Raw genomic sequence first — 24,838 nt, 5'->3', positions numbered from 1 at the left:
CAGACACGTCGGGTGCGTGGCCATCGTGCTCGGCCTCGCACCCGCCGGGAGCGCATCCAGGGCGCGGTGCCCACAAGCGGAGCACGCCCGGTGCCGGGGTGTGGGGGTTGTCTGTCCTCCACACCCCGGGGCACCGACAAGACCTGTCCGCGTGATCGCGGACGACTCGCACGAGTGAACAGGAAGAACAATGCCCTCACCCACCTTCCGTGTCGGGATCATCGGCACCGGCGGCATCGCCCACGCCCACGCCGAGGCGCTCCAGAGCCTGGCTCCGCGCGTCGAGATCGCCGGGGTGGTCGATCTCGACCGCGATCGTGCGCTGGAGTTCGCCGAGAGGTTCGGCGTCGACCGGGTCTACCCGGAGGCCGCCGCGCTCTTCGCGAGCGAGCGGCTCGACCTCGTGCACATCTGCACGCCGCCGCAGACGCACACGCCCCTCGCCGTCCAGGCGATGCGCGCGGGTGTGCCGTCGCTCGTCGAGAAGCCCACCGCGCTCAACCTCGGCGAGGTGGACGAGCTGGCGGTGGTGCAGGCCGAGACGGGCGTGCCGGTGCTGACGGTGTTCCAGCACCGCTTCGGCGCGGCGGCTCGTCACCTCAAGGCGCTCGCCCGGGCGGGCGAGCTGGGCCGTCCGCTCGTGGCCACGTGCGAGACGCTGTGGTACCGCCCCGACGAGTACTTCGACGTACCCTGGCGCGGGCGATGGGATGTCGAGGGGGGCGGTCCGACCATGGGCCACGGCATCCATCAATTCGATCTGCTGTTCGACATCTTCGGCCGTTGGTCTCGAGTGAGCGCGTTCGCGGCGCGGCAGCTGCGGCCGACCGACACCGAGGACGTGTCGATGGCGCTCGTGTGCTTCGAGAACGACGCGCTCGCGACGGTCGTCAACTCGCTCGTCTCGCCGCACGAGACGTCGCGGCTGCGGTTCGACTTCGAGTACGCGTCAGTGGAGGTGCAGCACCTCTACGGCTACACGAGCGAGGACTGGACGTTCACCCCGGCCCCGGGCCACGAGCACCTCGCGAGCCGTTGGGCGGAGGGACTCGACAGCGGATCGAAGAGCGGTCACCTCGACCAGCTGCGGGCGATCTTCGACGCGCTCGACGCCGGTCAAGCACCGGGTGTCGACCTCACGGAAGCCCGGCACACCCTCGAGTTCGCGGCGGCGACGTACGCGTCGGCGTTCCGTGGCACCACGATCGACGCCGGCGAGCTGGCGGGTGAAGACCCGTTCGTCCGCTCCATGAGCGGCGGGGCCGTGCCGTGGGCGCCTGTGAAGGAGGTCCTCGTATGAGCACGTTGCGCCTCACGCATGAGCTGGGCTCGTCGGTCACCGTCCGCGACGGCGACGTCGACCTCTTCACGTACGTCTACCAGCCGTCGACGGCGGCGCTGGAGTCGCCCAAGCCGTACCTGCACCCCCTCCGTACGCGTCGCGGCGACCTGGTCAGCCTGTTCCGCCCGCACGACCACGTGTGGCACAAGGGCATCGCCTGGTCACTGCCGGTCGTGAACGACGAGAACTTCTGGGGTGGACCGACGTACGTCCACGGGCAGTTCTACGTGCAGCTGCCCAACAACGGCGTGCAGCAGCACGAGGGCGCGATCGACCTGGAGACCGGCGACCGCGCGCGCATCTCGCACGAGCTGCGCTGGATCACCGAGGCGGGCGGCGTGCTCTTCGCCGAGCAGCGGGCGCTGACCGCCGAGGTCGTCTCGGACGAGGCGTGGGCGCTCACGTTCGACACGCGGCTGACGAACGTGTCGGGCGCGCCGATCGCCATCGGATCGCCCACGACGAGGGGACGCGAGAACGCCGGCTACGGCGGGCTGTTCTGGCGGGGGCCACGTTCGTTCACGAACGGCACGCTCGTCGGGCCTGGCGCATCGGGCGCGGGCGACGACGTGCGAGGGTCACGCCACGAGTGGATGGGGTTCGTCGGCCGGCACGACGACATCGACGCGACCTCGCTCGTGCTGATGCTCGACGACGCGTCGAACCCTCATCATCCGCCGCAGTGGTTCGCGCGCTCGGAAGAGTTCGCGGCCCTCAATCCCGCGCCCTTCTTCAGCGAAGAGGTCGTCGTCGCACCGGGCGAGACGGTGCGCTTCCGGTACGCGGTGGGCATCGCCGACGGGGGAGCGGAGGCCGCCGAGCCCCTCGCGGGCGTTCTTCGCGGCATCCTGGAACCGGTCGCCGTCTGACGGCCCGAAAGGAACGCCATGCCTCTCACCCCGCCGAGCTTCCCCGGCGCGACGTCCGTCAGCCTGCTCGATGTCTACGACGACGCCGCGCCCGACGGGCTGCACGGCGGCAGCCCCCACATGCACCTCGCCTCGACCGAGTGCTACGTCGTGGTCGGCGGCCGGGGCGAGCTCCACACGATCGACGCCGGAGGTGCGCGGGAGACCGAGCTCGGTGAGGGATCGGTGGTGTGGTTCACGCCGGGCACCATCCACCGCGCCCTCAACCACGGCGACCTCAAGGTGCTCGTGGTCATGGGCAACGCCGGGCTGCCGGAGGCGGGCGACGCCGTCATGACGTTCCCGGCCGACATCGTGGCGGATCCCGAGCGGTACGCCGCGGCGGCGACGCTGCCGGCAGCGCCGCTCCAGGCGAGGGCGGATGCCGCGGCCCGGCGCCGCGACCTCGCCGTCGAGGGCTATCTGCGGCTCCGTGCGGCCGTGGACGCGGGCGATCTCGCACCTCTCCGCGACTTCCACGCCGCCGCGGCGGCCCTCGTGAAGCAGCGCGCGGCCGCGTGGACCGGAATCGTCGAACGCGGCCCCGCCGCGCAGGCCGCCCACAGCCTCGACATCACCAGGGCCCTCGCCCGCGGCGACGCCGCGCACCTCGCCTCGGCGGCGGTGTCCGAGGCGCCGGCGCTGACCGGCGAGCGCGGCTTCGGCATGTGCGGACGCCTGCGCGCCTACGACGTGAGCGATCCCCGCGGGCCCCGCTGACCCGGGACGATTCCGGATGCCGCGGGCCGCATGACCCGCAACTCCCGGACCGCACCCGCGACGGCGAGCGGTTGGGGGCCGATGTCCGGACAACGCCGGATTCCGGGACCCCATAACCCGCAACTCTCGGACCGCACCCGCGACGGCGAGCGGTTGGGGGCCGATGTCCGGACAACGCCGGATTCCGGGGCCCCATAACCCGCAACTCCCGGACCCCACCCGCGACGGCGAGCGGTTGGGGGCCGATGTCCGGACAACGCCGGGTTCCGGGGCCCCATAACCCGCAACTCTCGGACCGCACCGCCGCGGCATCCGGAATCGATCAATCCGCTGAGAGAGCGCGATGAACCTGCCGAAGCCGCCAGGGCGGGGTGCGCCCGGGCTCTAGGCTGGGTGGCACAAGGGGAGTACTCCCGCCTGCGGCACGCTCGTCACTACGGATCCAGCGCCGGATCCCGGGCTGCCGGCCCTTCGGGGTGGAGGAGACCTTGGCGATCTTCGTCTCGCCACGTCTCCGACAGGAAGGAACCCCTATGGGCTCGCTCAACCGCATCTTCGACCTCGCCGCCAAGGCGCTCGACTCGTCCGGCTCGTCGTCCTCGACGCGCGGCGGAAGCCGCGACTGGCGGTCGATGGTCCGCGATGTCGCCGGCGCGGTCACCGGTGACGGCAAGCCGGCGGCCCCCTCTCACGCGCCGGCCGGGCAGACGCCGTACGCCGCGCAGCCGTCGGCTCACCACGCCGCGCCGGGCGTCGGGCTGACCCCTCCGCCGGCGGCCGGCTCGTGGGCGCCGCCCGGTGCCGCCGCCGCGCCTCCGGCAGCGCCGGCGGGCGCCGCACCCACCGCCGCGGACCGTGCGGCCATCGCCCGCTACGAGTATCTCCTGCAGACGTCGGACCCGCACCAGGTGGAGGCGATCCACCGTGAGGCCTTCGCCCGCCTCACCCCGCAGCAGCGGGCGCAGGTGCAGGCCGGCATGCGGTCCGAGCTCCGGCCCGCCGAGCAGCCGCGCACGGCGGACGCCCCCGACCTCGCGCGCGCCGCCGCCCGCACCGAAGCCGTGCGGCCCGGCACGATGGCGGGACTGCTCGCGCGCGTCGGGCGTGGCTCGCGTGCAGGGTCGGCCGGCGGAATGGGCCGCAGTGCCGCCCTGGTCGGCGCGGGCGGAATGCTGGGCGCCGTCGCCGGCGCCGCCGTCGTGAGCACCGTCGCGGCGCCGATCCTGGCGCAGGCCGTCACATCCGGCATCGACTTCGATGCGATCGCGAGCGGCGTCGATCTGGACGCCATCGCGGGCGGCGTCGACTTCGGAGCGGCCGGCGATCTCGTCTCGGGTGCCGGCGAGACCGTCTCGGGCCTCGGCGACCAGCTGTCGAACTTCGAGCTCCCCGGTCTCGGCGACTTCTTCGGGAACTGAGCGCGCCGCCGCTCCCTCTTCCCCAGGTGCCACAGGGCGTTGTAGGTTCCGGTCAGGCGCCAGACTCGGCGTCGATACCTCACCACTCCCGAACCCCTGAGGAGCACCAGTGAACCATCGCACCCGACGCCGTGGCACGATCGCGGCGTCCGCAGTCATCATCGGCGGCCTGACCGTCGCCGCGGTCGGCGCTCCGGCGCTGGCGGCACCCGCCACCGACACCACTGCGTTGACCGACGCCGTGACCGCGGCCGGGCTCCAGACCCATCTGGCGGCGCTCCAGGCCATCGCGGATGCCAACGGCGGCAACCGTGCGGCCGGTACCAGCGGCTACGAAGCATCGCTCGAGTACGTGAAGTCGACGCTGGAAGCCGCAGGCTACCTGACGACCGTTCAGCCGTTCTCGTACGAGCTCGTCGACTACGAGGGATCCACACTCACCCAGACCGCACCCGGCGAAGTGTCCTACGCCTTCGTAGACGACTTCTACCCGATGGACTACACCGGCAGCGGCGTCGTCGAGGCGGCCGTACAGGCGGTCGACGTGAATCTCGCGGGGGACCGCGCATCCACGAGCGGCTGCGAGACCACGGACTTCGCGAACTTCGTCGAGGGGTCGATCGCGCTCATCCAGCGCGGGTCGTGCGACTTCAGCGTCAAGGCGGCCAACGCCGTCGCCGAAGGAGCGGTCGGCGTCATCATCTTCAACCAGGGCAACGAGGTGGAAGGCGACGACCGGTTCGGCGTCTTCGGCGGCACGCTCGGCTCGTCGACCTGGACGGCAACGCCGGTCCCGGTGGTCAGCACCTCGTTCGAGGTCGGCGAAGAGCTCGTCGGCACGAGCGGTCTCGTGGTCGAGATGAACGTGGTGACCAACACCACGGCGATCGACACGTGGAACCTGCTCGCCGACACCCCGACCGGACGTACGGATCGCACGGTGATCGTCGGCGCTCACCTCGACTCCGTTCCCGAGGGCCCCGGCATCAACGACAACGGCTCGGGCACGGCGGCGCTGCTCGAGACGGCGCTGCAGATCGACGCGCTCGGGATCGAAACCGAGAACCGCATCCGGTTCGCGTTCTGGGGCGGCGAGGAGGACGGGCTGCAGGGCTCCAACTACTACGTGTCGCAGCTGAGCAAGGCCGAGATCAAGCAGCACGCCGTGAACCTGAACTTCGACATGCTCGGCTCGCCCAACGGCGGTCGATTCATCTACGACGGCGACGGGGACGGATTCGGCACGACCGGACCGAACGGGTCGGACATCGTGGAGAGCGTGTTCGAGGACTGGTTCGCCTCACGTGACCTGGCGACCGAGCCCACGGCGTTCGACGGACGCAGCGACTACTTCGCGTTCATCGGGGCGGGCATCCCGGCGGGCGGCCTGTTCTCGGGTGCGGAGGACATCAAGACGGCGGACCAGGTGGTCCTGTACGGCGGGACTGCCGGTGTCGCGTTCGATCCCTGCTACCACCAGCCGTGCGACACCATCGTCAACATCGACCCGGTGCTCTTCGAGCAGATGGCTGATGCCGCCGCGCACGCGACGCTCGTCTTCGCCGAGACCGAGTCCGCGGTGAACGGCACTGCCAAGGGCAAGGCGCTCGGGCAGTGGTCGCCCGCCTTCAAGGGAGACCGCGCGCTGCGCTGACGGTAGGAGGAACGGATGCCGCGGCCCGCGGCATCCGTTCCTCCCGTTGCGCGCTCGCGTCAGCCGGCGGCGCTCAGGCGATCCGGGCGAGATCGGGCGACGTGACCTCGTCCGCGAGCTCGCCGGTCCGCACGAACCGCGCAACCTCGGCCGCCACATGGTGTCCGATGCGGCGCAGCTCGTTGCCGATCGACCCCGCGATGTGGGGCGTGAGCGTCGCCCCCGGCAGGGAGAAGAGCGGATGCCCCGCAGGCAGGGGCTCGGGATCCGTCACATCGAGCACGGCTCGAAGCCGGTCGGCGCGGAGCTCGTCGACCAGCGCTTCGGTGTCGACGAGCGAGCCGCGCGCCGTGTTGATGAGGGTGGAGCCGTCGGTCATGAGGGCGAGCTCGTCCCGGCCGATCATGCGGTACGTCTCGGGCAGCGCCGGCGCGTGGATCGTGACCACCTGCGAGCGGGCGAGAAGCTCCGGCAGCGAGACGAGTTCTGCCCCGAGCTCGGCGGCGTCTACGGCGGACAGCGACGGATCGACGAGCAGGCACTCGATGTCGAAGGGCTGGAGCAGTTCCAGCACTCGTTTGCCGATCCTCGACGCCCCGACCACCCCCACGGTGATGCCGAACGCGCCCACGTCGCCGCGCGGACGGGCGGCGAGCATGTCCTGCGTGCGCCGGAAGTCATGGGCGGAGCGCAGCACGTCACTCGCGCTCAGCAGGATGGTCGCGAGCGTGTACTCCGCGACGGGGACGGCGTTCGCGCCGGCGGCGCTGGACACGCGGATGCCGCGTTCCCAGACCGCCGCGGTGACCAGTCGCTTCACCGACCCCGCGGCGTGCACCACGGCACGCAGCCGTGGCCAGTTCGCGAGCACCGCCTCGTCGAGTCGCGGGGCGCCCCAGCCGGTGATGAGGATCTCGGTCTGGGCGGTCGACGCCGGTACGGAGGGCAGGTCGGGAGTCAGCACCGACTCGTGCACGGCGACGACGCGGTCGAGGTCGCGGCGCGCGCGGGTGCCGAAGAGATCTGCCGCGAGCTGCGGCGACTCCATCGCGAGCAGCGCCTGCGGGCGCGACTCCGGGTTCACGCACGCACCCCGCCGGTCGGCACGACATCGACGTCACCGTCACTCCAGCGCACCGTGATGCGGTCCTCCGCGATCTCGATCAATGGCAGCGCGTTCAGTTCGAGGGTGCTCTCCGCGCCGAGCGCCACGAGTGCTGCGACGACGGCGCCTTCGGCGGCGGGCACGGTGCCACGGGCCCACGGCGTGACGGAGCCCTCGGCGAACGGGTCGCCGCCGGTCCGGTGGGCGATGCCGTGCCGGTCCAAGCCGCGTACTCCGATGACGGCCGACGTCACGCCGTCGTCGCGGGTCGCCGTGGAAGCCGCCGTCGCGCTCCATCGCTCGTCGTGCACGGGCAGCGCCCAGCCGCCGATGCGGAAGGACCAGGGTCCCTCGGCTTCGGGCCACGCCGCGTCGAGGTCGTCGATCGCCGACGGCTGCGGGGCGGGCGCCACAGCGTTCCACCATGCCAGCCTGAGCTCCCGGACTCCGTGCACGACCGACGCCACGGTGACGCGCGGCCCACGTCGAAGCGCGGCCCACCCCGCGACGTCGGCGGCGGCGCCTGCCGTGGCGGGGGTGTCCAGCCAGTGCACCCGCGAGCGGGAGACCGCGACGCGGTCGCCGAGGTGCACCCGCTCGATGCGGTCGCGGTGGGAGGGCGCTCCGGCGGCATCGAGCAGTGCGACGTGCGATTCGAGAGGCTCGGCGACGCCGCCCAGCGACAGATCGGGGGAGGTCGCCGTCGAGTACCCCAGCCGGTGGTAGAAGGGGTTGTCGGCGCGCACCCCGCCCGCGGGGCCGCGGAACCCGTCGGAGCCGTGATTGAGCACGCGCGAGATCCCGTCGGCCTGGGAGCGCACCACCAGCCAGCCCGGCGCCGAGAAGAAGCGCACGCTCACCGACTCGGTCGGTTCGGGGGCGTCCGGCGCACCAGACCGCTCCGGCGCACCAGACCGCTCCGGCGCACCAGACCACTCGGGGTGCTGTTCGGGCAGTAGGAGGCCCATCATCCCCTTGCTCGCCCAGTAGGTCGACGACGAACCCGTGTACGCCTGGCGCAGCGCGCGGAACTCCCGGTGCCAGCCGATCGAGAGCAGCCCGCGCTCGTCGATCGCTCCGCCCTCCACGAAGTGGTCGAGGACCGCATCGGCGAGCACTCGAGTGCCTCCCGTCGGCAGCGGCGTCTCGCCGGCGATCGCCCCCGCCCAGAACGGGGCGAGTGTGGCGAAGCGATAGGTGAGTGAGCGGCCCTGGAAGAGGGGAGCGCCGGTGCCCCCCACGAGATCCCGGGCCTGGTCGAGGAACGCGCGCAGGCGCTCGCGGTGGATCTGCGGGAGGTCCGCACCGAGGATGCGCGCCTGGAAGAGCGGGTACACGTGCCACGCCCAGCCCGCGTAGTGGTCGAAGTTCTGCTGCGAGCCGTCCGGTCCGGCGCCGTCCGAGTACCAGCCGTCGCCGCGATAGAGGCTCTCCTGGATCTCGGTGCTGCGATCCAGGTCGTCCTGGCGCCACGGGCCCCCGACCGACTGCAGGAAGGTCTCGATCACCGTCTGGAACCACGTCCAGTTGTTCGTGTAGCCGCTGGTCCCGACCACTCCGGCGAGCCAGTCCACCGTGCGCTCCTGCACCGCCGGGTCCAGCTGCTCCCAGAGCCACGGCCGGGTCTCCGACAGCAGGATCGCCACGGATGCCGCCTCGGGCACCGCCTGTCGCCGCTCCGCGATCGAGGGCCAGCGCTCCGCGTGCGAGGGGTCGGTTCCGGCCGCGAGGCCGCGTGCGTAGCGCTCGATCAGGTGCGCCGGGTCGTCGCCGTCCGCGCCGCGCGTGCGGAAAGCGGCGAGCAGGCCGGTGCGAGCGAACCCCTCGAGTCCGTCGCTCCATCGCCCGGAGGCGCTGGCCGGGCCCGGCAGCACGATGAGCGAGCCGCTCGGGGACGCGTACGGGGCGACGCTCTCGAGCAGTCGGTCCGCGAGAGCCTGCCAGCGGCCTCGTCCTGTCGTCGTCGCCACTTCGGGTTCCCCGTACGTCATCGTCACGCGTCGATCGTGCATTACGATCCTGTAGCCATCGGCTCTTTCGGACAATTCCGATCAGGATCGGCCAATCGAAACAGACTGCGACGAACGGACTTCGCACCATGACAGGACACAACTCGCTGCCGAGGACGCGCCACGAGCATCTGCTGCGGCAGGTGGCACTGCACGGCAGCGTGAGCGCCGCCGACGTCGCCGCAGAGCTCGGCGTCTCGCAGGTCACGGTGCGCCGCGACATCGTGGAGCTCGAGAAGTCGGGCAAGCTCGCCCGGGTCCACGGCGGTGCGATCGCCGTCGGCGCTCCCGCGATCCCGCAGGCCGCGCGCACGAACGTCGGCGTGGTGGTCCCGGGTTCCGTCAGCCACTATCCCCAGATCGTGCGGGGAATGGATGCCGCATCCCACGGCGTCCGGACGCGCGTGGTGCTCGCGACCTCGCAGTACCGGGAGGATCTCGAGCAGCGGCAGGTCGAACGCCTGATCGAGATCGGCGTGGCCGGAATCGTCTTCGCGCCGACGATGCGCAACCGCACCGAGGCAGAGCTGGCGGAGTGGGTGAGCACCATCCCCGTGCCGGTCGTGTTCCTGGAACGGCGGCTGGAATCCACCTCCCTCGCCGTCTACGACAGTGCTCGCACCGACCACGAGCGCGGCGCCGAGCTCGCGGTGGAGCATCTCGCGCGGCTGGGTCATGCGGCGGTGGGACTGGCACTCTTCGACCGCACCCCCACGGCCCCGCTGGTGCGCGACGGATATCTCGCCGCGGTGACGCGGCTGGGACTCGACGAGGCGCCGTCGGTGGCCCTGCCCAAGGGCGAAGGCGACGGCGATCCGCTCGACGCCGCACTCGTGGCGTTCCTCGAGGCCTGTCGCACGGCGGGGACGACGGCCGCGCTCGTGCACACCGACGTGCATGCCGCTCGGCTGGTGGAGCTGGCGATGGATCGCGGCATCCGGGTGCCCGACGACCTCGCGGTCGTGGCCTTCGACGACGACACCGCGGGACTCGCGATGGTTCCGCTGACCAGCGTCACGCCGCCCGGGCGCGATCTCGGCCACGAGGCGATGCGGATCCTGACCGAGCGGATCGCGGCACCCGACAGGAGCGCCAGCGCGGCCCGGCACATCACGATGCTGCCGCGCCTGACCGTCCGCGAGTCATGTGGAGCGAGTGCCTGATCGGTTTTGTCCGCTTGGTCACGACCGGTCGCCACGCCGACCTACATTGTCTCTGCACAGCCCCCGGTGCTCTTCCGCCGGGTGGGCGACGAGAGGCAACGAGCAAGGAGGCTCCGATGACAACCCGAGCAATCACCAGTGCCGCCAGGTCCACGGCACGGCGAGGCGCACTCACCGCGGGGGCTCTCCTCGCGGTCGGCAGCCTCGCTGTGCTCACCGGCTGTTCCGGCGGAGGCGCCGAGCCGGCGGCTACGGCAGACCCGGACGAGGAGGTCACCCTCAACTTCGCATGGTGGGGCGATGCCAGCCGCGCAGAGCGGTACGAGGCGGCGATCGACCTCTTCGAGGAGCAGAACCCCAACATCACCATCCAGACCAGCTTCGCCGGCTTCGGCGACTACTGGACGGCGCGCAACACCGAGGCTGCGAGCCGCACCCTTCCCGACGTGTTCCAGATGGACCTCGCCTACCTCGCCGAGTACGGCGGATTCGGCCATGTGCTGCCCCTCGACGAGTACCTCGGCGACACCATCGCGACCGACGGCATCGAGACGTCGCTCGTCGAGGCGGGCGCCGTCGACGACCAGATCTTCGGCCTCGCATCCTCGAGCAGCACGCTCGCGACGCTCTTCAACGGCCCGCTGCTCGAGGAGCTGGGCGTCGAGGTGCCCGAGGGCCAGCTGACGTGGGACGAGTACGACGACTTCCTGGCGGAGGTGTCGGCCGCCGGCGCCTCCGGCGATCCGGTGGTGTACGGGTCGCTGGACTACACCCAGTACTTCTGGCTGTTCCAGATCTGGCTCGGACAGCAGGGGCTGTCGTTCATCGACGACGGTGAGCTCGGCTTCGAGCAGGAGGATCTGGTCGATTGGTGGTCGCGCAGCGCCACGATCCACGAGTCGGGCGGTGCGATGCCGGCGGAGCGGCAGGCCCAGTTCGAGGGCGTCGACGCGCTCGGCGCGGCCGAGATCGCGAGCGACATCAGCTGGGCGAACTTCCTCCCCCGCTTCAGCGAGGGCCCGGCGGCGCCGGAGCTCTCGCTCGCGATGCCGCCGTACGACGACGAAGACAACACCGGCATGTTCCTCAAGCCCGGGCTCATGCTGTCGATCGGCACCAACAGCGAGCACCCGGCACAGGCGGCCGCGTTCATCGACTTCCTGGTGAACGATCCGGAGGTCGGCGCGATCTTCGGAATGTCGCGGGGCGTGCCGGCCTCCGCGACCGCGGCCGAGGGCATCGAGGCCAGCGGGCTGGACGAGCAGATCCTCGCGTACCAGGAGTCGGTGGCCGACAAGCTCGACGGTCAGGCACCGCCCGCCGTTCAGGGGCTGGGCACGCTCGAGCAGACGTTCGTGGCGATCAGCCAGGACGTCGCCTATGGGGCGGCCACGCCCGCCGAGGCCGCCGAGCGCTGGTTCGCCGAGGCTGAGAACGCACTGAAGTGACCGCGACGCGGGCGGCGTGCACGGATGCACGCCGCCCGCGCCATCCGGGAGAGGCAACGCCATGACCGTCGACACACTCGCTCCACCGGCACCGCCGGAACAGCTGACACCCCCTCCGGCGCCACGCCGGCACCGACGGCGGTGGGAGGACATCCGCGCTGGGTACGTCTTCCTGGCGCCCTGGCTCATCGGCTTCCTCGTCCTGACGGCAGGGCCGATGGTGGCATCGCTGTACCTCGCCTTCACCGACTACAACCTGTTCAGCCCGCCCCAGTGGGTCGGCTTCGACAACTTCGTGCGGCTGTGGAGCGACCCCGACTACCTGCAGGCCTGGAAGGTCACGGCTGTCTACGTGCTCGTCGGTACGCCCCTCAAGCTCGCGGCGGCGCTCGGTGTCGCGCTCATCCTGAACGCGGCGTTCCGCGGCAGCGGGTTCTATCGGTCGGCGTTCTACCTGCCCTCGCTGGTCGGGGCATCCGTGTCGATCGCCGTCGTCTGGAAGGCCATGTTCATCGATGATGGACCGGTCGACAGCATCCAGCAGTTCTTCGGCTTCCCGGCCGGCGGCTGGGTCGGCGATCCGGACAAGACCATGCCGATGCTCATCCTGCTCGCCGTGTGGCAGTTCGGCGCGCCCATGGTGATCTTCCTCGCCGGTCTCAAGCAGGTGCCCCACGAGCTGTATGAAGCGGCATCCGTCGACGGGGCCGGACCGATCCGGAAGTTCCGCGCGATCACGATCCCGATGCTGTCGCCGGTCATCTTCTTCAATCTGCTGCTCGAGACGATCAACGCCTTCCAGGTGTTCGCCTCCGCATTCATCATCTCGGGCGGGACAGGCGGGCCCGCACGCTCGACGCTCTTCTACACGCTGTATCTGTACTTCCGCGGGTTCCGCGACTTCCAGATGGGTTACGCATCGGCCATGGCCTGGATCCTGGTGCTCGTGATCGCCTTCATCACGGTGATCTTCTTCCGCAGCTCCAAACTCTGGGTCCACTACGCAGGAGATGAAGGACGATGAGTGCGACGCAGCTGCTCGTGACCACCGATCGCGGCCGACGCCGCTCCCGTGACCGGCGCCGCTGGACGCTCAAGGAGCTGGTCTTCCACGTCGTCGTGCTGGCGATCCTCGTCGTCATCCTGTACCCCGTGGCGTGGATGCTGCTGTCGACCTTCAAGCCGTCGTCGCAGATCGTCGGCAACGCCCAGCTTCTGCCGCGCGAGCTCACGACGGCGAACTACGAGACGGCTCTCAGCGGGATCGGCGGCGTCTCGTTCTGGACCTTCTTCCAGAACTCCACGATCCTCGCCGTGCTGTCGGTGGTCGGGGTCGTCCTGTCGTCCGCGCTCGCCGCGTACGCCTTCGCGCGGATCGACTTCCCGGGTCGCGCCGCGTACTTCGGCCTGATGATCGGGACGCTGCTCCTGCCGTTCCACGTCGTGATCATCCCGCAGTACATCATGTTCAACGCGTTCGGCATGGTGAACACGTTCACGCCGCTCCTGCTCGGAAAGTTCCTCGCGACGGAGGCGTTCTTCGTCTTCCTCATGGTGCAGTTCATGAGGGGCCTTCCGCGCGAGCTCGACGAGGCGGCCCGCATCGACGGTGCCGGCCACTACCGCACCTTCTGGTCGATCATGCTGCCGCTGCTGAAGCCCGCGCTGGTGACGAGCGCGATCTTCACGTTCATCTGGACGTGGAACGACTTCTTCGGTCCCCTGCTGTATCTGAAGGACCCGGATCTCTACACGCTTCCGATCGCGCTGCGGCTGTTCGTCGATCAGAGCTCGTCGGCCGACTACGGCGGGCAGATGGCGATGGCGGTGCTGGCCCTGATCCCGGTCTTCCTCTTCTTCCTCATCTTCCAGCGGTACCTCGTCGACGGTGTCGCCACACAGGGGCTGAAGGGCTGATCCCATGACCTCCACCAGGACCGTCCCGCCCGCCGCCGGCAGACGGACGGCGCCCACCGGGGTGCGGCGCATCGCCGGGGTGATGTCGAGCCGGGGCCTCGCCCTCTTCTCCGAGACGATCGTCGTCAGCCTCGCGGTCGCCGTGCTCGCGATTCCCGCCGTCACGGCGCTCCCCGCCCTGGCCGCCGGTGCGGCGCATTTCCGGCGCCACGTCGAGGGCGAGACGGACTCGCTGGCCGAGCTCGGACGCGACTTCCTCCGGGCGCTCCGGCGCGGCTGGCTGTGGGGTCTCATCGCGGCCGCCGGATTCGCGGCGATCTCGGTGACGCTCACCAGTCCGCTGATCTCCGCGATGCCGGGAGGCGAGGCGTTCCGCTGGGCGTCCGGCCTGCTCGGTGCAGCGGCTGCGGTCGTCCTCCTGCGGGCGACGGCGCGCTGGATGCCGTCTTCGTCCTGGAGCGCGCTCATCCGCGATGCTGCCGGCGAATCGGCGCGCGACCTCACGGGCTCGCTGCTGCTGCTGCTCGCTCTCGCCCTCACGGGGGTCGTCGTCTGGATGTTCGCGCCGCTCGTCGTCCTCGTGCCCGGAATGCTCGTCCTCGCTGCCCGTGCGGTCGTCGCCCGTTCCCACTGACGATCGGCCGTCGCCGGCGGCGGCCGAAGTGACGCTCGAGGACGTCGCGCGCGCAGCCGGTGTGTCGCAGTCGACCGCCTCGCGGGTGCTCAACGGCTCTGCGCGGCGCGTCCTGCCTGAGAACGAGTCGCGCGTGCGCGAAGCGGCTGCGAGACTCGGGTACGTCGTAGACCTCCGCGCACAGGCCACGGCGGGTCGCCCGTCCAACGCCGCGATGGTCGTGGTCGACTCGCTGCGGGATCCCGTCGCGATGCAGATCGCGGCGGGTGTCTACGCGCAGGCGGACGTCGAGGGCTACGCCGTCTCGGTGACCGCTTCCCGCCTCGACGCCGAGCGGGGTGCGGACCTGGTGAGGATGCTGCGTGGACAGCGGCCGCGCGTGATCTTCGTCGTGGCGCCCCCCGGCAGGGCCATCGCCCACTGCGTCCGGCAGGAGCTCACCCTCTACCGTGCCCACGGCGGGCTTCCGGTCGTGATCGGGGAGGAAGGCGTCATCGCCGCCCTCGGCGACGCGGATGCCGCCTTCGCCCGCGGGCGAGAAGTGGCCGCACGGACGCTCGCCGCGCTGGGATGACCGATTTTGTCCGATTGATCAGCGCGGCCGACGGGCGCGCCTAGTTTCGGTGTCGGTCGGGGCCAGCGACGGCTCCGCAGATTCATCGAGGAGTCATCGCCATGGACATCAGTCGTCGAACACTGCTGCAGTCGACGGTCGCCGCCGGGGTCGCGGCGGCGTTCACGTCGGCATCCCCCGCCGCCGCCCACGGAGCGCCCGTCGTGCGCGGCGCCTTCGGGCAGCCCGTCGCTCAGGCCCTGACCGGGCACGGCCCGATCCCGCTCCGCTGGCTGGAAGGCGGAACCCCCGCCCAGCTCGTGGCCGGCTCGACATGGGGCGTGCCGTGGCCGCGCGGCGCGCTCAGCCCGGATCAGGCCTTCGCGCTGGTCTCCGAGACCGGCGAGTCCGTGCCGGTCCAGAGCTGGCCGACGGGGTGGTGGCCCGACGGGTCCGTGAAGTGGACGGCTCACGCCGTCAGCGGTGCCTCCGGCCGGGCCGCCGGCTACACGCTGCAACCGGGCACGCCCGCGGTACCGGCATCCGCCATCACGATCGACGACAACCCGGGCCGGGTGATCGTCGACACCGGCGTCGTCCGCGTCGAGTTCCCGAAGCAGGGGCCGAACCTCATCGCGGCCATCCGGCGCGGCGACGCGGTCATCGCGCAGGACGGCCGCCTGGTGGCCTCGCGACAGGACGGCCCCGACACCGACGGCGCCGAGAAGGTCGCCCGCGAATGGTTCAAGAGCGAGGTGTCGGAGGTGAAGGTCGAGCAGGCGGGCCCGGTCCGTGCGGTGGTGAGGGTCACCGGCAGCCATCGGAAGGGAAACCGCAGCTGGCTGCCGTTCGACGTCCGCTTCTACCTGTACGCCGGGTCGGATGGCGTCCGCGTCGTGCACACCTTCGTCTTCGACGGCGACGAGAACGCCGACTTCATCACCGGCCTCGGCTTCCGCTTCTCGGTGCCGCTGTCGACACAGCTGCACGACCGGCACATCCGGTTCGCGGGCGAAGGCGCCGGCGTCCTCGGCGAAGCGGTCCGGGGCATCACCGGCCTCCGGCGCGATCCGGGCGCAGCGGCGCGCAACGCGCAGATCGCCGGCACGTGGACGCCGGATCCGGCGACGTGGGACCAGCGCGTGACGAGCCGGCTCCAGTGGATCCCCGCGTGGGGCGACTACAGCCTCAGTCAGCTGACGGCGCAGGGCTTCGAGATCCGCAAGCGCACCTCGTCGGGGCACTCCTGGATCCGCGTCGACTCCGGCAAGCGGGCACGCGGTCTCGCGTACGTGGGCAGTCCCGCCGGTGGCCTGGCGTTCGGCATGCGCAACTTCTGGCAGCTGCACCCCACCGAGCTCGAGATCTCGGGCGCGGGCACCGACGTCGCGACCGCAACGACGTGGATGTGGTCGCCGAAGGCCGACGCGATGGACCTGCGGTTCTACCACGACGGCCTGGGGCAGGACACCTTCCCCGAGCAGCTCGACGCCCTCGAGATCACCTACGAGGACTACGAGCCGGGCTTCGGGTCGCCGTACGGCACAGCCCGCACCACCGAGCTGAGCTTCTGGGCCCTGGGCGCCACCCCGACGGCTGCGGACTTCAGTGCGCTCGCCGACGCCAACTCGACGCCGCCGCTGCTGGTGAGCTCTCCCGAACACAACCACTCCGCGGGCGTGTTCGGTTCGTGGGCGCCGGTGGACCGGTCGAATCTCGCGAAGGTCGCCATCGAGGACAAGCTCGCCTTCATGCACCAGCACTACGTTCAGCAGGTCGACCAGCGCTCCTGGTACGGCTTCTGGGACTACGGCGACGTCATCCACGAATACGACCGCGACCGTCACGTCTGGCGCTACGACATCGGCGGCTACGCGTGGGACAACTCCGAGCTCAGCACCGACATGTGGCTCTGGTACCACTATCTGCGGACGGGGGATGCCACGGCCTTCCGCTTCGCCGAGGCGATGACGCGGCACACCGGCGAAGTCGACGTCTACCACCTGGGCAATTACCGCGACCTGGGCACCCGGCACGGAATCATGCACTGGGGCGACAGTGCGAAGCAGCAGCGCATCAGCAACGCCGGATATCGCCGCTTCTACTACTTCCTCACCGCCGACGAGCGCGTCGGCGACCTGATGCGCGACCTCGTCGACGCCGACAAGACCTTCATGGTGCTCGACCCGATCCGGAAGATCCGCACGGACGTGTACAACCCGCAGCCCGACGCCCTCGCGGTGGGCACCACTACCGACTGGGGTGCTCTCGCGCTGGCGTGGCTCGCGGAATGGGAGCGCAACGGCGACCCCGTCGCACAGACGAAGCTGATCAACGGGGCGAAGACGATCGCGGCCCTTCCGAACGGATGGGCACAGGGTGGCAGCATCCGGTACAACCTGGCGGACGGCACCTTCAGCGGACCGAGCGAGCAGAGCGTCTCGGTGGGCTCGCTCGGCTCGGTCTTCGGTCTGATCGAGCTCATGACCGAGCTGATCGAGCTCATCGACGACCCGGAGGTGACCGAGCAGTGGGTGACCTACTGCCGCCTCTACAACGGCACGTCCGCGGAACAGCGGGAGGCCACCGGTGTCTCGTGGGGGAGTCAGAACCTGCGCCAGGCGTACTCGCGGGCGACGGCGTACGCGGCGCACCAGCTCGGCGACGTCACCCTGGCCCAGCGCGCGTGGCGCGAGTTCCGCACCGGGCACGCCGGCTACCCCGAGAGCCTGGCGTTCACGGCGACGCGCGTCGACGGACCCGCAGTGCTCAATCCGGTGGATGAGGCACCGTTCAGCACGAATGCCAGCGCCCAGTACGGCCTGGCCGCGATCCAGAACCTCGCCCTCGTCGGCGACCACATCTGATGGGGGAGTGAGCATGCTCGCGAACATCAGCGGAATGCACCTGATCCTGCTGCTCGTCGTCATCCTGCTGATCTTCGGGGCTGCGCGGCTTCCGGCGCTCGCCAAGGGCGTCGGCCAGTCGGTGCGCATCCTGAAGACCGAGACGAAGGACCTCACGGACTCGCCGGGGAGCGACGCCTCACGCCGGGAGGGTTGACAGCCGGGGATCACGGTGAGTGGCGCTGACCGCGTGGAATCCGGATGCCGATGACCGCGGCATCCGGATTCGTCGTGTTCAGTCGTCGAAGCGCATAACTTCCAGGTGGAGGTTTCTGCTACTCTGACTGCGGGCGACATCGGATGCCCCGCTCTGCGTACGAAAGGAAGGTCGACGTGGCCCTGCCAGAAACCTCGGTTCAGCTCTACACACTCGCTGCGGAGTTCACCGCAGACATGAAGGGATCGCTCGACAAGCTCGCCGCGATCGGACTGCGCAACGTCGAGGCGTTCGACTTCGTGCGTCGCCCCGACGAGATCCGCGCCGCGCTGGACGCGTCGGGGCTCGTCTCGCCCACCGGCCACGCACCGCTGCTGTCGGATGAGCTCTGGACTCCCGACGGATCGATCCCCACGCCCGCCCCCGAGGTGGTCTTCGAGGCGGCCGCGAAGGTCGGTCTGAAGACCGTCATCGACCCGTTCGTCACGCCGGAGCGCTGGTTCACGCTGGAGGGCGTCACCGACATCGCCGACCGCCTGAACGTGCTCGTCGACAAGGCGGCCGAGTTCGGCCTCGAGGTCGGCTACCACAACCACGCGCAGGAGTTCGTGGCGGACTTCGACGGTCAGACCGCTTACGAACGCTTCGTCTCCCTCACCGACGAGCGCGTCGTGCTCGAGCTCGACCTGTACTGGGCGCTCGTCGGCGGTCAGGATGTCCCGGCCCTCGTGTCGCGGCTCGGGAACCGCCTCGTCGCGGTGCACGTGAAGGACGGCATCGCCCCAGCGAGCAACCCGTTCGCCCCGGGTGCCGGCGAGTTCGGCTCAGACGCCCTCGACCAGCGCCAGGCCGGCGGCGGAGACGTGCCCCTCGCGGACGCGCTGCGTGCGGCATCCGCCCTCAAGTACGCCGTCATCGAGTACGACAACAACCCCGGCGAAGACGTCTTCGCCGACATCGCGGCGAGCTACGCCTTCCTCATCGAGGGCGGGTTCGCCCGATGAGCGCGGTCGGCGTCGGCATCATCGGCGTGGGTGTCATCAGCGACACCTATCTCGCGAACCTGTCGTCCTTCCCGGACGTGGAGGTGCTCATCGTCGGCGACCTGCTGCTCGACCGCGCGCAGGCGCAGGCCGAGAAGTACGGCGTCCCCGCGTTCGGGTCGGCCGAAGACGTCCTCGCCCACCCGGGCGTCGATCTCGTCGTGAACCTCACGATCCCCGCAGTGCACGTCGAGGTCTCGCGCGCGGCCATCGCCGCCGGCAAGCACGTGTGGACCGAGAAGCCGCTGGGCCTCGACCGCGACGGCGCCGCCCTGCTGCTGCGCGAGGCGGAGGACGCCGGCCTGCGGGTCGGCTCCGCCCCAGACACGCTGCTCGGCCCCGGCTTCCAGGCCGCACGGCGGGCGATCGAGGACGGACTCATCGGCCGTCCGCTGTTCGCGTTGACGACCTTCCAGACGCAGGGACCGGACCTCTGGCACCCGAGTCCGGCCTTCCTGTTCGCCGACGGTGCGGGACCGCTTCTCGACATGGGGCCGTACTACTTCTCGGCGCTCGTGAGCCTGCTCGGCCCCGTCGACCGGGTCGCGGCCGTCGGTACGAAGGCACGCGAAGAGCGTCAGATCCACACCGGCCCGAACGCGGGGACCACGTTCGTCGTCGAGGTGCCGTCGACGATCCAGATCATCACCGCGTTCGAGCAGGGTGCGCAGGCGCAGAGCCTGCTGAGCTTCGATTCCGCGCTCGAGCGTCATGGCGTCGTCGAGATCCACGGCACCGAGGGCACCATCGTGATCCCCGACCCGAACCAGTTCACGGGTCGCATCGCGTACGTCAAGCCGTTGGGTGTGATCCGTGACGGCATGTCGTTCGAGCAGGAGTGGATCGAGATCGCGCACGAGGATGTCGTGGTCGGGCGTGGTCTCGGCGCGCTCGACATGGTGCGTGCGATCGCCGAGGGGCGACCGCACGTGGCCTCCGGCGAACTCGGTTTCCACGTGCTCGACATCCTGCTCTCCGCCCAGGAGTCCGCCGCGACCGGCGCGACCGTCGTCGTCGAGAGCACCGTCGCACCGGTGCCGCTGCTGCCCGAGGGCTTCGATCCCTTCGCCGCGACGCTCTGAGCATCGCTTCACCGAGACCGCGGGTCCGTCGGCCACCGTGCCGACGGCCCCGCGGTCTCGCGGTGTCGGCGGCCGCGGACTGCGTCAGCGGGGAGCGCCGCCGCGGAGCAGGCGGTCCAGCATCTCCAGCGCAGCCTCGTGGTCGACCGTCGCGTCGAGCAGCCACTGCGTCTGCAGGCCGTCGGAGGCGGCGATCACGAGAGCGGCGACGAGCGTCGGGTCGAGATCGGGACGGACATGACCGGATGCCTGCAGCCCGCGCACCTGCTCCGCCATGTCGTGCCGGAGCCGGGTGAAGCGATCGCTGGCGAACGCCTGCGCGGCGGGATGGTTGTCTTCGAGCGCCATGGCGACGAGCGTCGAGTAGAGCTGCACGAGGCCGGGGATCGAACGATTCTCCTCGGCCGACACCCGCATGGCCATAGCGGGGCTGGAGTCCGGCGGCGAAGCCGCCTTCGTGGTGCCGGCCTTGCGCTCGGACTCGCGATAGACCGCAACGAGCAGTTCTTCGAGCGAGCCGAAGTAGTGCGTGAGCGCGGCATGCGTCACCCCGACCTCCTCGGCGATCGCGCGCAGACTCGTCTTCTGCGAGCCGCGCCGTGCGAACACCTCGATCGCCTTGTCGAGGATCTCCTGGCGCCGCGCGATCCCCTTCGCATAGCGTCCCCTGCTGCGGGGGATCTCGTCGGGTGTCGCGGTCATATGCCGATGATACCGAGCGCAGGTCGAAAAACCTCCAAGCGGAAATTATTCACACGCCGCCGGAAGAGCCGACGTCGCACGCCGTGGCGAGCCTGCCGGCACCGCCGTCGTAGCAGGTGCGGGCGGCATCCTGCTCTGGGTCTATGCGAACAGGCCGGCCGAGCCCATCACGGTGACCGGGTCGAGGCGGATCACCACGCGCCGCGGATTCACTCGCGGCTGACGGTACCGCTCGGCATACAGCGCCACCGCGTACGCGACCGCACCGGGGTCGCGCTCGATGGTCGCATGGCCCGCGATGCTGAGCCAGCGGGGTCCGGCGACCTGTGCCACCGTGGCCCGCGGATCGCGCTCGACGTTGCGCACCTTCTGCGTTCCGTCCGACGTGATGATGCGCACGACGCCGTCCGAGATCGTGCAGCCGACCGCCACGACGTGGATCGCCCCGTCCCTGCCGATCGTCGACAGGGTCGCGAGGTGATAGTCCGAGACGAAGCTCGCGCCGTCGTCGGTCAGCGAGGCAAGGGAACGCATCCGTCCATCATCCCCCCGTGGCAGGGGAGGCCACCGCTCACGTCGCCGCCAAGGGGTAGACGCGGCGCAGCACCACGCGCTGCACCAGCGTCCACGAGACGGTGACCGCGAGGTACAGCGCCGCAGCCAGCGGCACGAACAGCGCGAACACCGCGGTCGTGAACTGCAGTGCGCCGGCCAGCCGCACCATGCCCGCGGCTGCGAGCGGCGAGGGGACGGGTGAGTCGTCGACCGGCGGGCGGAAGGCGCGTCGCGTGATCTCGGCGACCACCACGATGACCGCGACGACGCCCGCGAACACGCCGAAGACCGTCGCCGTGGTGGCGCCGGTGGCCACCGTGCCCAGAAGACTCGCGCCGAGCGGCACGCCGAAGAGCTCCTCGGCCAGCAGGGCGTTGGCGTGGCCGGCGATCGTGGGATGGAGGAACAGCGCGTACACGACCGCGACGACCGGCGCCTGCGCGAGCATCGGCAGGCAGCCCGCCAGCGGCGACGTGTTCTCGTCCGCGTAGAGCTTCATCGTCTCGCGTTGCAGCCGTTCCGGGTCGCGCTTGTGGCGCCGTTGCAGCTCTCGCAGTCGCGGGGCGAGACGGCTGCGGGTCTGCTCGGCCTTCGCCTGTGCGATGCCGGCAGGAACGAGCACCGCTCGCACGAGAAGCGTGAGCAGAATGACGGATGCCGCAGCCGCCGCCGACCCGGCGAGCGGTTCGAGCAGCGTGGCGAGCCACATCAGGAGGGCATAGGCCGCGTCGAGGATCGCGGCGATGGGCGGGAAGGCGTAGAGGTCCAAGGGTGTGAGTCCGATCGTCGAGTGCGGGTCGTGGCATGCGGCCACGACGGCATCGACGTCGGCCCTCGGGAGGGCGCGTCGGCGACTACGTGGCCGGTGCCACGGAACCCGGCGCTCGGGGGCGCGAGTGCCCGGGCGCGTCGGGGTGGGACTCGGTCAGACGGGTGGCGTCGGCGATCGCCCGGCGCGGATGCGGCGCAGCGGCGATGGCGAACGCCGGGGCGGCGAAGAGCGCCACCGCGACCGCGAGCAGCGCCAGCGCGGCGAGGGCGGCTGCGGCGGTGGTCGCGGCGGCCACCGTCAGTGCGCCGGCGTCGGGAGTCGTCACCGAAGCGACCAGCTCCGCGAGGGGGCGCAGCACGCTGCCGAAGACCTCCGCGAGCAGACGCAGCGCGAGGACGAGCGTTTCGAGCACCTGCCGCCTCCTCCCGTCGCGGCTCACGCTAACACGCGGCGCGGGCGCCCGCGGGCCCCTCCGAGGTGGGCGGGCACCTGTCGAAAGCCCGCTTCCCGCCGTGCCTCCCCCCCAGCCGGGCGACGACGTGTCGCATCCCCAGTTCGCGGCGGAGCCCCCGCACTGTCGGCGACATCGGGCAGGGTGGAGACCGTGACAGCCACCACCACGACCCGCACCGAGGCCCTCGAGGTGCTGCGCGCGCTCGTCGGGCGCGACGACGCCGACTTCCACGACGGGCAGTACGAGGCGATCGAGGCCCTCGTCGACGACCGCCGGCGGGCACTCGTGGTGCAGCGCACCGGGTGGGGCAAGTCGGCGGTCTACTTCGTCGCGACGCTGCTGCTGCGCCGCCGCGGCGCCGGGCCGACGGTGCTCGTCTCGCCGCTGCTCGCGCTCATGCGCGACCAGATCGCGGCGGCCGCCCGGGCAGGGGTGCGCGCGGTGAAGATCGACTCCACCAACGCCCACGAGTGGAGCGACGTGCTCGCCCAGCTCGATCGCGACGAGGTGGATGTGCTGCTCGTCTCGCCCGAGCGGCTCAACAACCCGGCGTTCCGCGACGAGCAGCTGCCGCAGCTCGTCGCGCGCATCGGACTGCTCGTGGTCGACGAGGCGCACTGCATCAGCGACTGGGGTCACGACTTCCGCCCCGACTACCGGCGCCTGCGCGACCTCATCGCGCGCATGCCCGCCGGCGTGCCGGTGCTCGCGACGACGGCGACGGCGAACAGCCGTGTCGTGTCGGACGTCGCCGAGCAGCTCGATGCCGGCAGCGCCGAAGGTCGGGGGACGGATGCCGCGGCATCCGAAGTCCTGACGATCCGCGGTCCGCTCGCGCGAGCCTCGCTGCGGCTCGGGGTGCTGCGTCTGCCCAATTCTCCGAGCAGGCTCGCCTGGCTCATCAGCCACCTCGGCGACCTGCCTGGCTCGGGCATCATCTACACGCTGACGGTCGCGGCGGCCAACGACACGGCGCGCCTGCTGCGCGACCGCGGCTACGACGTGCGGGCCTATACGGGGCAGACCGACACCGACGAGCGCGAAGAGTCCGAGGCGCTCCTGAAAGACAACCGCGTCAAGGCGCTCGTGGCGACCAGCGCGCTCGGCATGGGGTTCGACAAGCCCGATCTCGGCTTCGTGGTGCACCTGGGCGCGCCGTCGTCGCCGGTGTCGTACTACCAGCAGGTCGGTCGCGCAGGGCGCGCCACCGCGTCGGCCGACGTGCTGCTGCTCCCCGGAGTCGAGGACCGCGACATCTGGCAGTACTTCGCCACGGCGTCGATGCCCGACCGCGACCGCGCGGAGCGCGTGCTCTCGGCCCTCGCCGCGGCGGGCGGGCCGATGTCGACGCCCGCGCTGGAAGCGGTGGTCGACATCCGCCGCACGCCGCTCGAGCTGCTGCTGAAGGTGCTCGACGTCGACGGTGCGGTCGCCCGCGTGCGCGGCGGGTGGATCGCGACCGGCGAGCCGTGGACCTACGACGAGGAGCGTTATCGCCGCATCGCGGCCGAGCGGGTCGCCGAGCAGCAGCACATGATCGAGTACGAAGAGACGTCGGGCTGCCGCATGGAGTTCCTGCAGCGCTCGCTCGACGACGACACCGCGGTGCCCTGCGGGCGGTGCGACAACTGCGCGGGCGCATGGTTCCCGACGGAGATCGCCGCCGGAGCGACGGATGCCGCCGCCGCCGCCCTCGACCGCGTCGGCGTGCCGATCGAGCCGCGGCGGCAGTGGCCGACCGGCGCCGATCGGCTGGGTGTGCCCGTCAAGGGCCGCATTCCCGTGGACGAGCAGGCGGGCGAGGGCCGTGCGCTCGCGCGGCTCACCGATCTCGGCTGGGGCGGCGTCCTGCGCGAGCTGTTCGCGGCAGGTGCCGCCGACGCGCCCGTGCCGCCGAACGTGCTGGCCGCGTGCGTGCGGGTGCTCGCGGAATGGGGCTGGGAGAGTCGTCCGGTCGCCGTCGTCGCGATGCCGTCTCGTGCGAAGCCGCAGCTGGTCGACTCGCTGGCCCGGGGTATCGCCGAGATCGGCCGACTGCCGTTCCTCGGTTCCCTCGAGCTCGTCGACGGGGGCCCCACGGGCCAGCCGGGCGGCAACAGCGCGTTCCGGCTCGCCGGGGTGTGGGATCGCTTCTCGGCCGTGGGTCTCGACATCCCCGCGGGTCCGGTGCTCCTCGTGGACGACCGGGTCGACAGCGGCTGGACCCTCACGATCGCCGCGCGTGAGGTCCGGCGCGCCGGGGCCGCCGCCGTGCTGCCGTTCGCCTTGGCGCTCCGCGGCTGACGCCGCGGTTGAC

At 71.0% G+C, this 24,838-nt stretch carries 22 protein-coding genes; 16 read left to right on the top strand and 6 right to left on the bottom strand.

The window, feature by feature from the left end; all coding sequences use genetic code 11:
* Positions 1-190 precede the first annotated feature (190 nt).
* The 5 genes from B1729_RS05895 (at position 191) to B1729_RS05875 (ending at position 6,042) form a co-directional block, all read left to right on the top strand.
* Positions 191-1,300 carry a Gfo/Idh/MocA family oxidoreductase gene (locus tag B1729_RS05895; protein WP_163631269.1) on the top strand — a complete coding sequence of 370 codons (1,110 nt, stop codon included), beginning with the start codon at positions 191-193 and terminating at the stop codon, positions 1,298-1,300.
* Entirely contained in the window at positions 1,297-2,211 is a 915-nt protein-coding gene (locus B1729_RS05890; RefSeq protein WP_163631267.1) for a PmoA family protein, read from the top strand. The genes B1729_RS05895 and B1729_RS05890 overlap by 4 nt, the downstream gene beginning before the upstream one ends.
* Positions 2,212-2,229: 18 nt before the next feature.
* Entirely contained in the window at positions 2,230-2,970 is a 741-nt protein-coding gene (locus B1729_RS05885) for a cupin domain-containing protein (protein ID WP_163631265.1), read from the top strand.
* Positions 2,971-3,503: 533 nt separating this feature from the next.
* Positions 3,504-4,388, top strand: a complete 885-nt coding sequence (locus B1729_RS05880) for a cation-transporting ATPase (protein WP_163631262.1) — start codon at positions 3,504-3,506, stop codon at positions 4,386-4,388.
* 109 nt (positions 4,389-4,497) lie between these two features.
* Entirely contained in the window at positions 4,498-6,042 is a 1,545-nt protein-coding gene (locus tag B1729_RS05875; RefSeq protein ID WP_239526034.1) for a M20/M25/M40 family metallo-hydrolase, read from the top strand.
* A gap of 73 nt (positions 6,043-6,115) precedes the next feature.
* Here the strand turns inward: B1729_RS05875 and B1729_RS05870 are convergent, their stop codons facing one another.
* Positions 6,116-7,126: a hydroxyacid dehydrogenase gene (locus B1729_RS05870; protein WP_239539444.1), complete on the bottom strand. Its 1,011-nt coding sequence runs from the start codon at positions 7,124-7,126 to the stop codon at positions 6,116-6,118.
* Complete coding sequence (locus tag B1729_RS05865; protein WP_163631291.1) at positions 7,123-9,138, bottom strand: DUF2264 domain-containing protein; 2,016 nt, start codon at positions 9,136-9,138, stop codon at positions 7,123-7,125. Before B1729_RS05865 ends, B1729_RS05870 begins: the two co-directional genes overlap by 4 nt.
* Positions 9,139-9,245: 107 nt before the next feature.
* On the opposite strand from B1729_RS05865, the gene B1729_RS05860 reads away from it, so the two are divergent.
* The 10 genes from B1729_RS05860 (at position 9,246) to B1729_RS05815 (ending at position 20,059) form a co-directional block, all read left to right on the top strand.
* Positions 9,246-10,319, top strand: a complete 1,074-nt coding sequence (locus tag B1729_RS05860) for a substrate-binding domain-containing protein (protein ID WP_163618744.1) — start codon at positions 9,246-9,248, stop codon at positions 10,317-10,319.
* A 116-nt stretch (positions 10,320-10,435) separates the two neighbouring features.
* Positions 10,436-11,767, top strand: a complete 1,332-nt coding sequence (locus B1729_RS05855; RefSeq protein ID WP_163631260.1) for an ABC transporter substrate-binding protein — start codon at positions 10,436-10,438, stop codon at positions 11,765-11,767.
* Between the two features lie 61 nt (positions 11,768-11,828).
* Positions 11,829-12,791, top strand: a complete 963-nt coding sequence (locus B1729_RS05850; RefSeq protein WP_163631257.1) for a sugar ABC transporter permease — start codon at positions 11,829-11,831, stop codon at positions 12,789-12,791.
* Positions 12,788-13,684 (top strand): carbohydrate ABC transporter permease, encoded by an 897-nt coding sequence (locus B1729_RS05845; RefSeq protein ID WP_163618747.1) that lies wholly within the window; start codon positions 12,788-12,790, stop codon positions 13,682-13,684. Before B1729_RS05850 ends, B1729_RS05845 begins: the two co-directional genes overlap by 4 nt.
* Positions 13,685-13,688: 4 nt before the next feature.
* Positions 13,689-14,318, top strand: a complete 630-nt coding sequence (locus B1729_RS20710; protein ID WP_163631255.1) for a hypothetical protein — start codon at positions 13,689-13,691, stop codon at positions 14,316-14,318.
* A gap of 28 nt (positions 14,319-14,346) precedes the next feature.
* Positions 14,347-14,892 (top strand): LacI family DNA-binding transcriptional regulator, encoded by a 546-nt coding sequence (locus B1729_RS05835; RefSeq protein WP_163631253.1) that lies wholly within the window; start codon positions 14,347-14,349, stop codon positions 14,890-14,892.
* Between the two features lie 101 nt (positions 14,893-14,993).
* Positions 14,994-17,738, top strand: coding sequence for a Tat pathway signal sequence domain protein (locus B1729_RS05830; RefSeq protein ID WP_163631251.1), 2,745 nt, complete (start codon positions 14,994-14,996; stop codon positions 17,736-17,738).
* 13 nt (positions 17,739-17,751) lie between these two features.
* A complete protein-coding gene (tatA, locus tag B1729_RS05825) occupies positions 17,752-17,934 on the top strand; it encodes a twin-arginine translocase TatA/TatE family subunit (protein ID WP_163631289.1) in 183 nt (60 codons plus the stop codon).
* A gap of 176 nt (positions 17,935-18,110) precedes the next feature.
* Positions 18,111-18,938, top strand: coding sequence for a sugar phosphate isomerase/epimerase (locus B1729_RS05820; RefSeq protein ID WP_163618752.1), 828 nt, complete (start codon positions 18,111-18,113; stop codon positions 18,936-18,938).
* Positions 18,935-20,059, top strand: coding sequence for a Gfo/Idh/MocA family oxidoreductase (locus tag B1729_RS05815; protein WP_163631249.1), 1,125 nt, complete (start codon positions 18,935-18,937; stop codon positions 20,057-20,059). The genes B1729_RS05820 and B1729_RS05815 overlap by 4 nt, the downstream gene beginning before the upstream one ends.
* A gap of 84 nt (positions 20,060-20,143) precedes the next feature.
* Here B1729_RS05815 and B1729_RS05810 read toward each other — a convergent pair whose 3' ends face one another.
* The 4 genes from B1729_RS05810 to B1729_RS05795 all read right to left on the bottom strand — a co-directional run bounded on the left by B1729_RS05810 (position 20,144) and on the right by B1729_RS05795 (position 22,500).
* The gene (locus B1729_RS05810; RefSeq protein ID WP_163618754.1) at positions 20,144-20,761 is read right to left on the bottom strand and encodes a TetR/AcrR family transcriptional regulator; all 618 of its coding nucleotides are present in this window, start codon (positions 20,759-20,761) and stop codon (positions 20,144-20,146) included.
* A 141-nt stretch (positions 20,762-20,902) separates the two neighbouring features.
* Positions 20,903-21,295 (bottom strand): TIGR03618 family F420-dependent PPOX class oxidoreductase, encoded by a 393-nt coding sequence (locus B1729_RS05805; RefSeq protein ID WP_163631247.1) that lies wholly within the window; start codon positions 21,293-21,295, stop codon positions 20,903-20,905.
* Between the two features lie 37 nt (positions 21,296-21,332).
* Positions 21,333-22,085 carry a membrane protein insertase YidC gene (gene yidC / locus B1729_RS05800; RefSeq protein WP_163631287.1) on the bottom strand — a complete coding sequence of 251 codons (753 nt, stop codon included), beginning with the start codon at positions 22,083-22,085 and terminating at the stop codon, positions 21,333-21,335.
* Positions 22,086-22,170: 85 nt separating this feature from the next.
* Positions 22,171-22,500 (bottom strand): DUF6412 domain-containing protein, encoded by a 330-nt coding sequence (locus B1729_RS05795; RefSeq protein ID WP_204318871.1) that lies wholly within the window; start codon positions 22,498-22,500, stop codon positions 22,171-22,173.
* A 192-nt stretch (positions 22,501-22,692) separates the two neighbouring features.
* Here B1729_RS05795 and B1729_RS05790 point away from each other — a divergent pair, with 192 nt between their 5' ends.
* Complete coding sequence (locus B1729_RS05790; protein WP_163631243.1) at positions 22,693-24,825, top strand: DEAD/DEAH box helicase; 2,133 nt, start codon at positions 22,693-22,695, stop codon at positions 24,823-24,825.
* Positions 24,826-24,838: the final 13 nt, after the last annotated feature.

Source organism: Microbacterium sp. B35-04, assembly GCF_010634885.1.
Taxonomy (GTDB): domain Bacteria; phylum Actinomycetota; class Actinomycetes; order Actinomycetales; family Microbacteriaceae; genus Microbacterium.
Note: the sequence above shows the minus strand (reverse complement) of the source record. Positions and strands in the feature narration are given on the sequence as shown.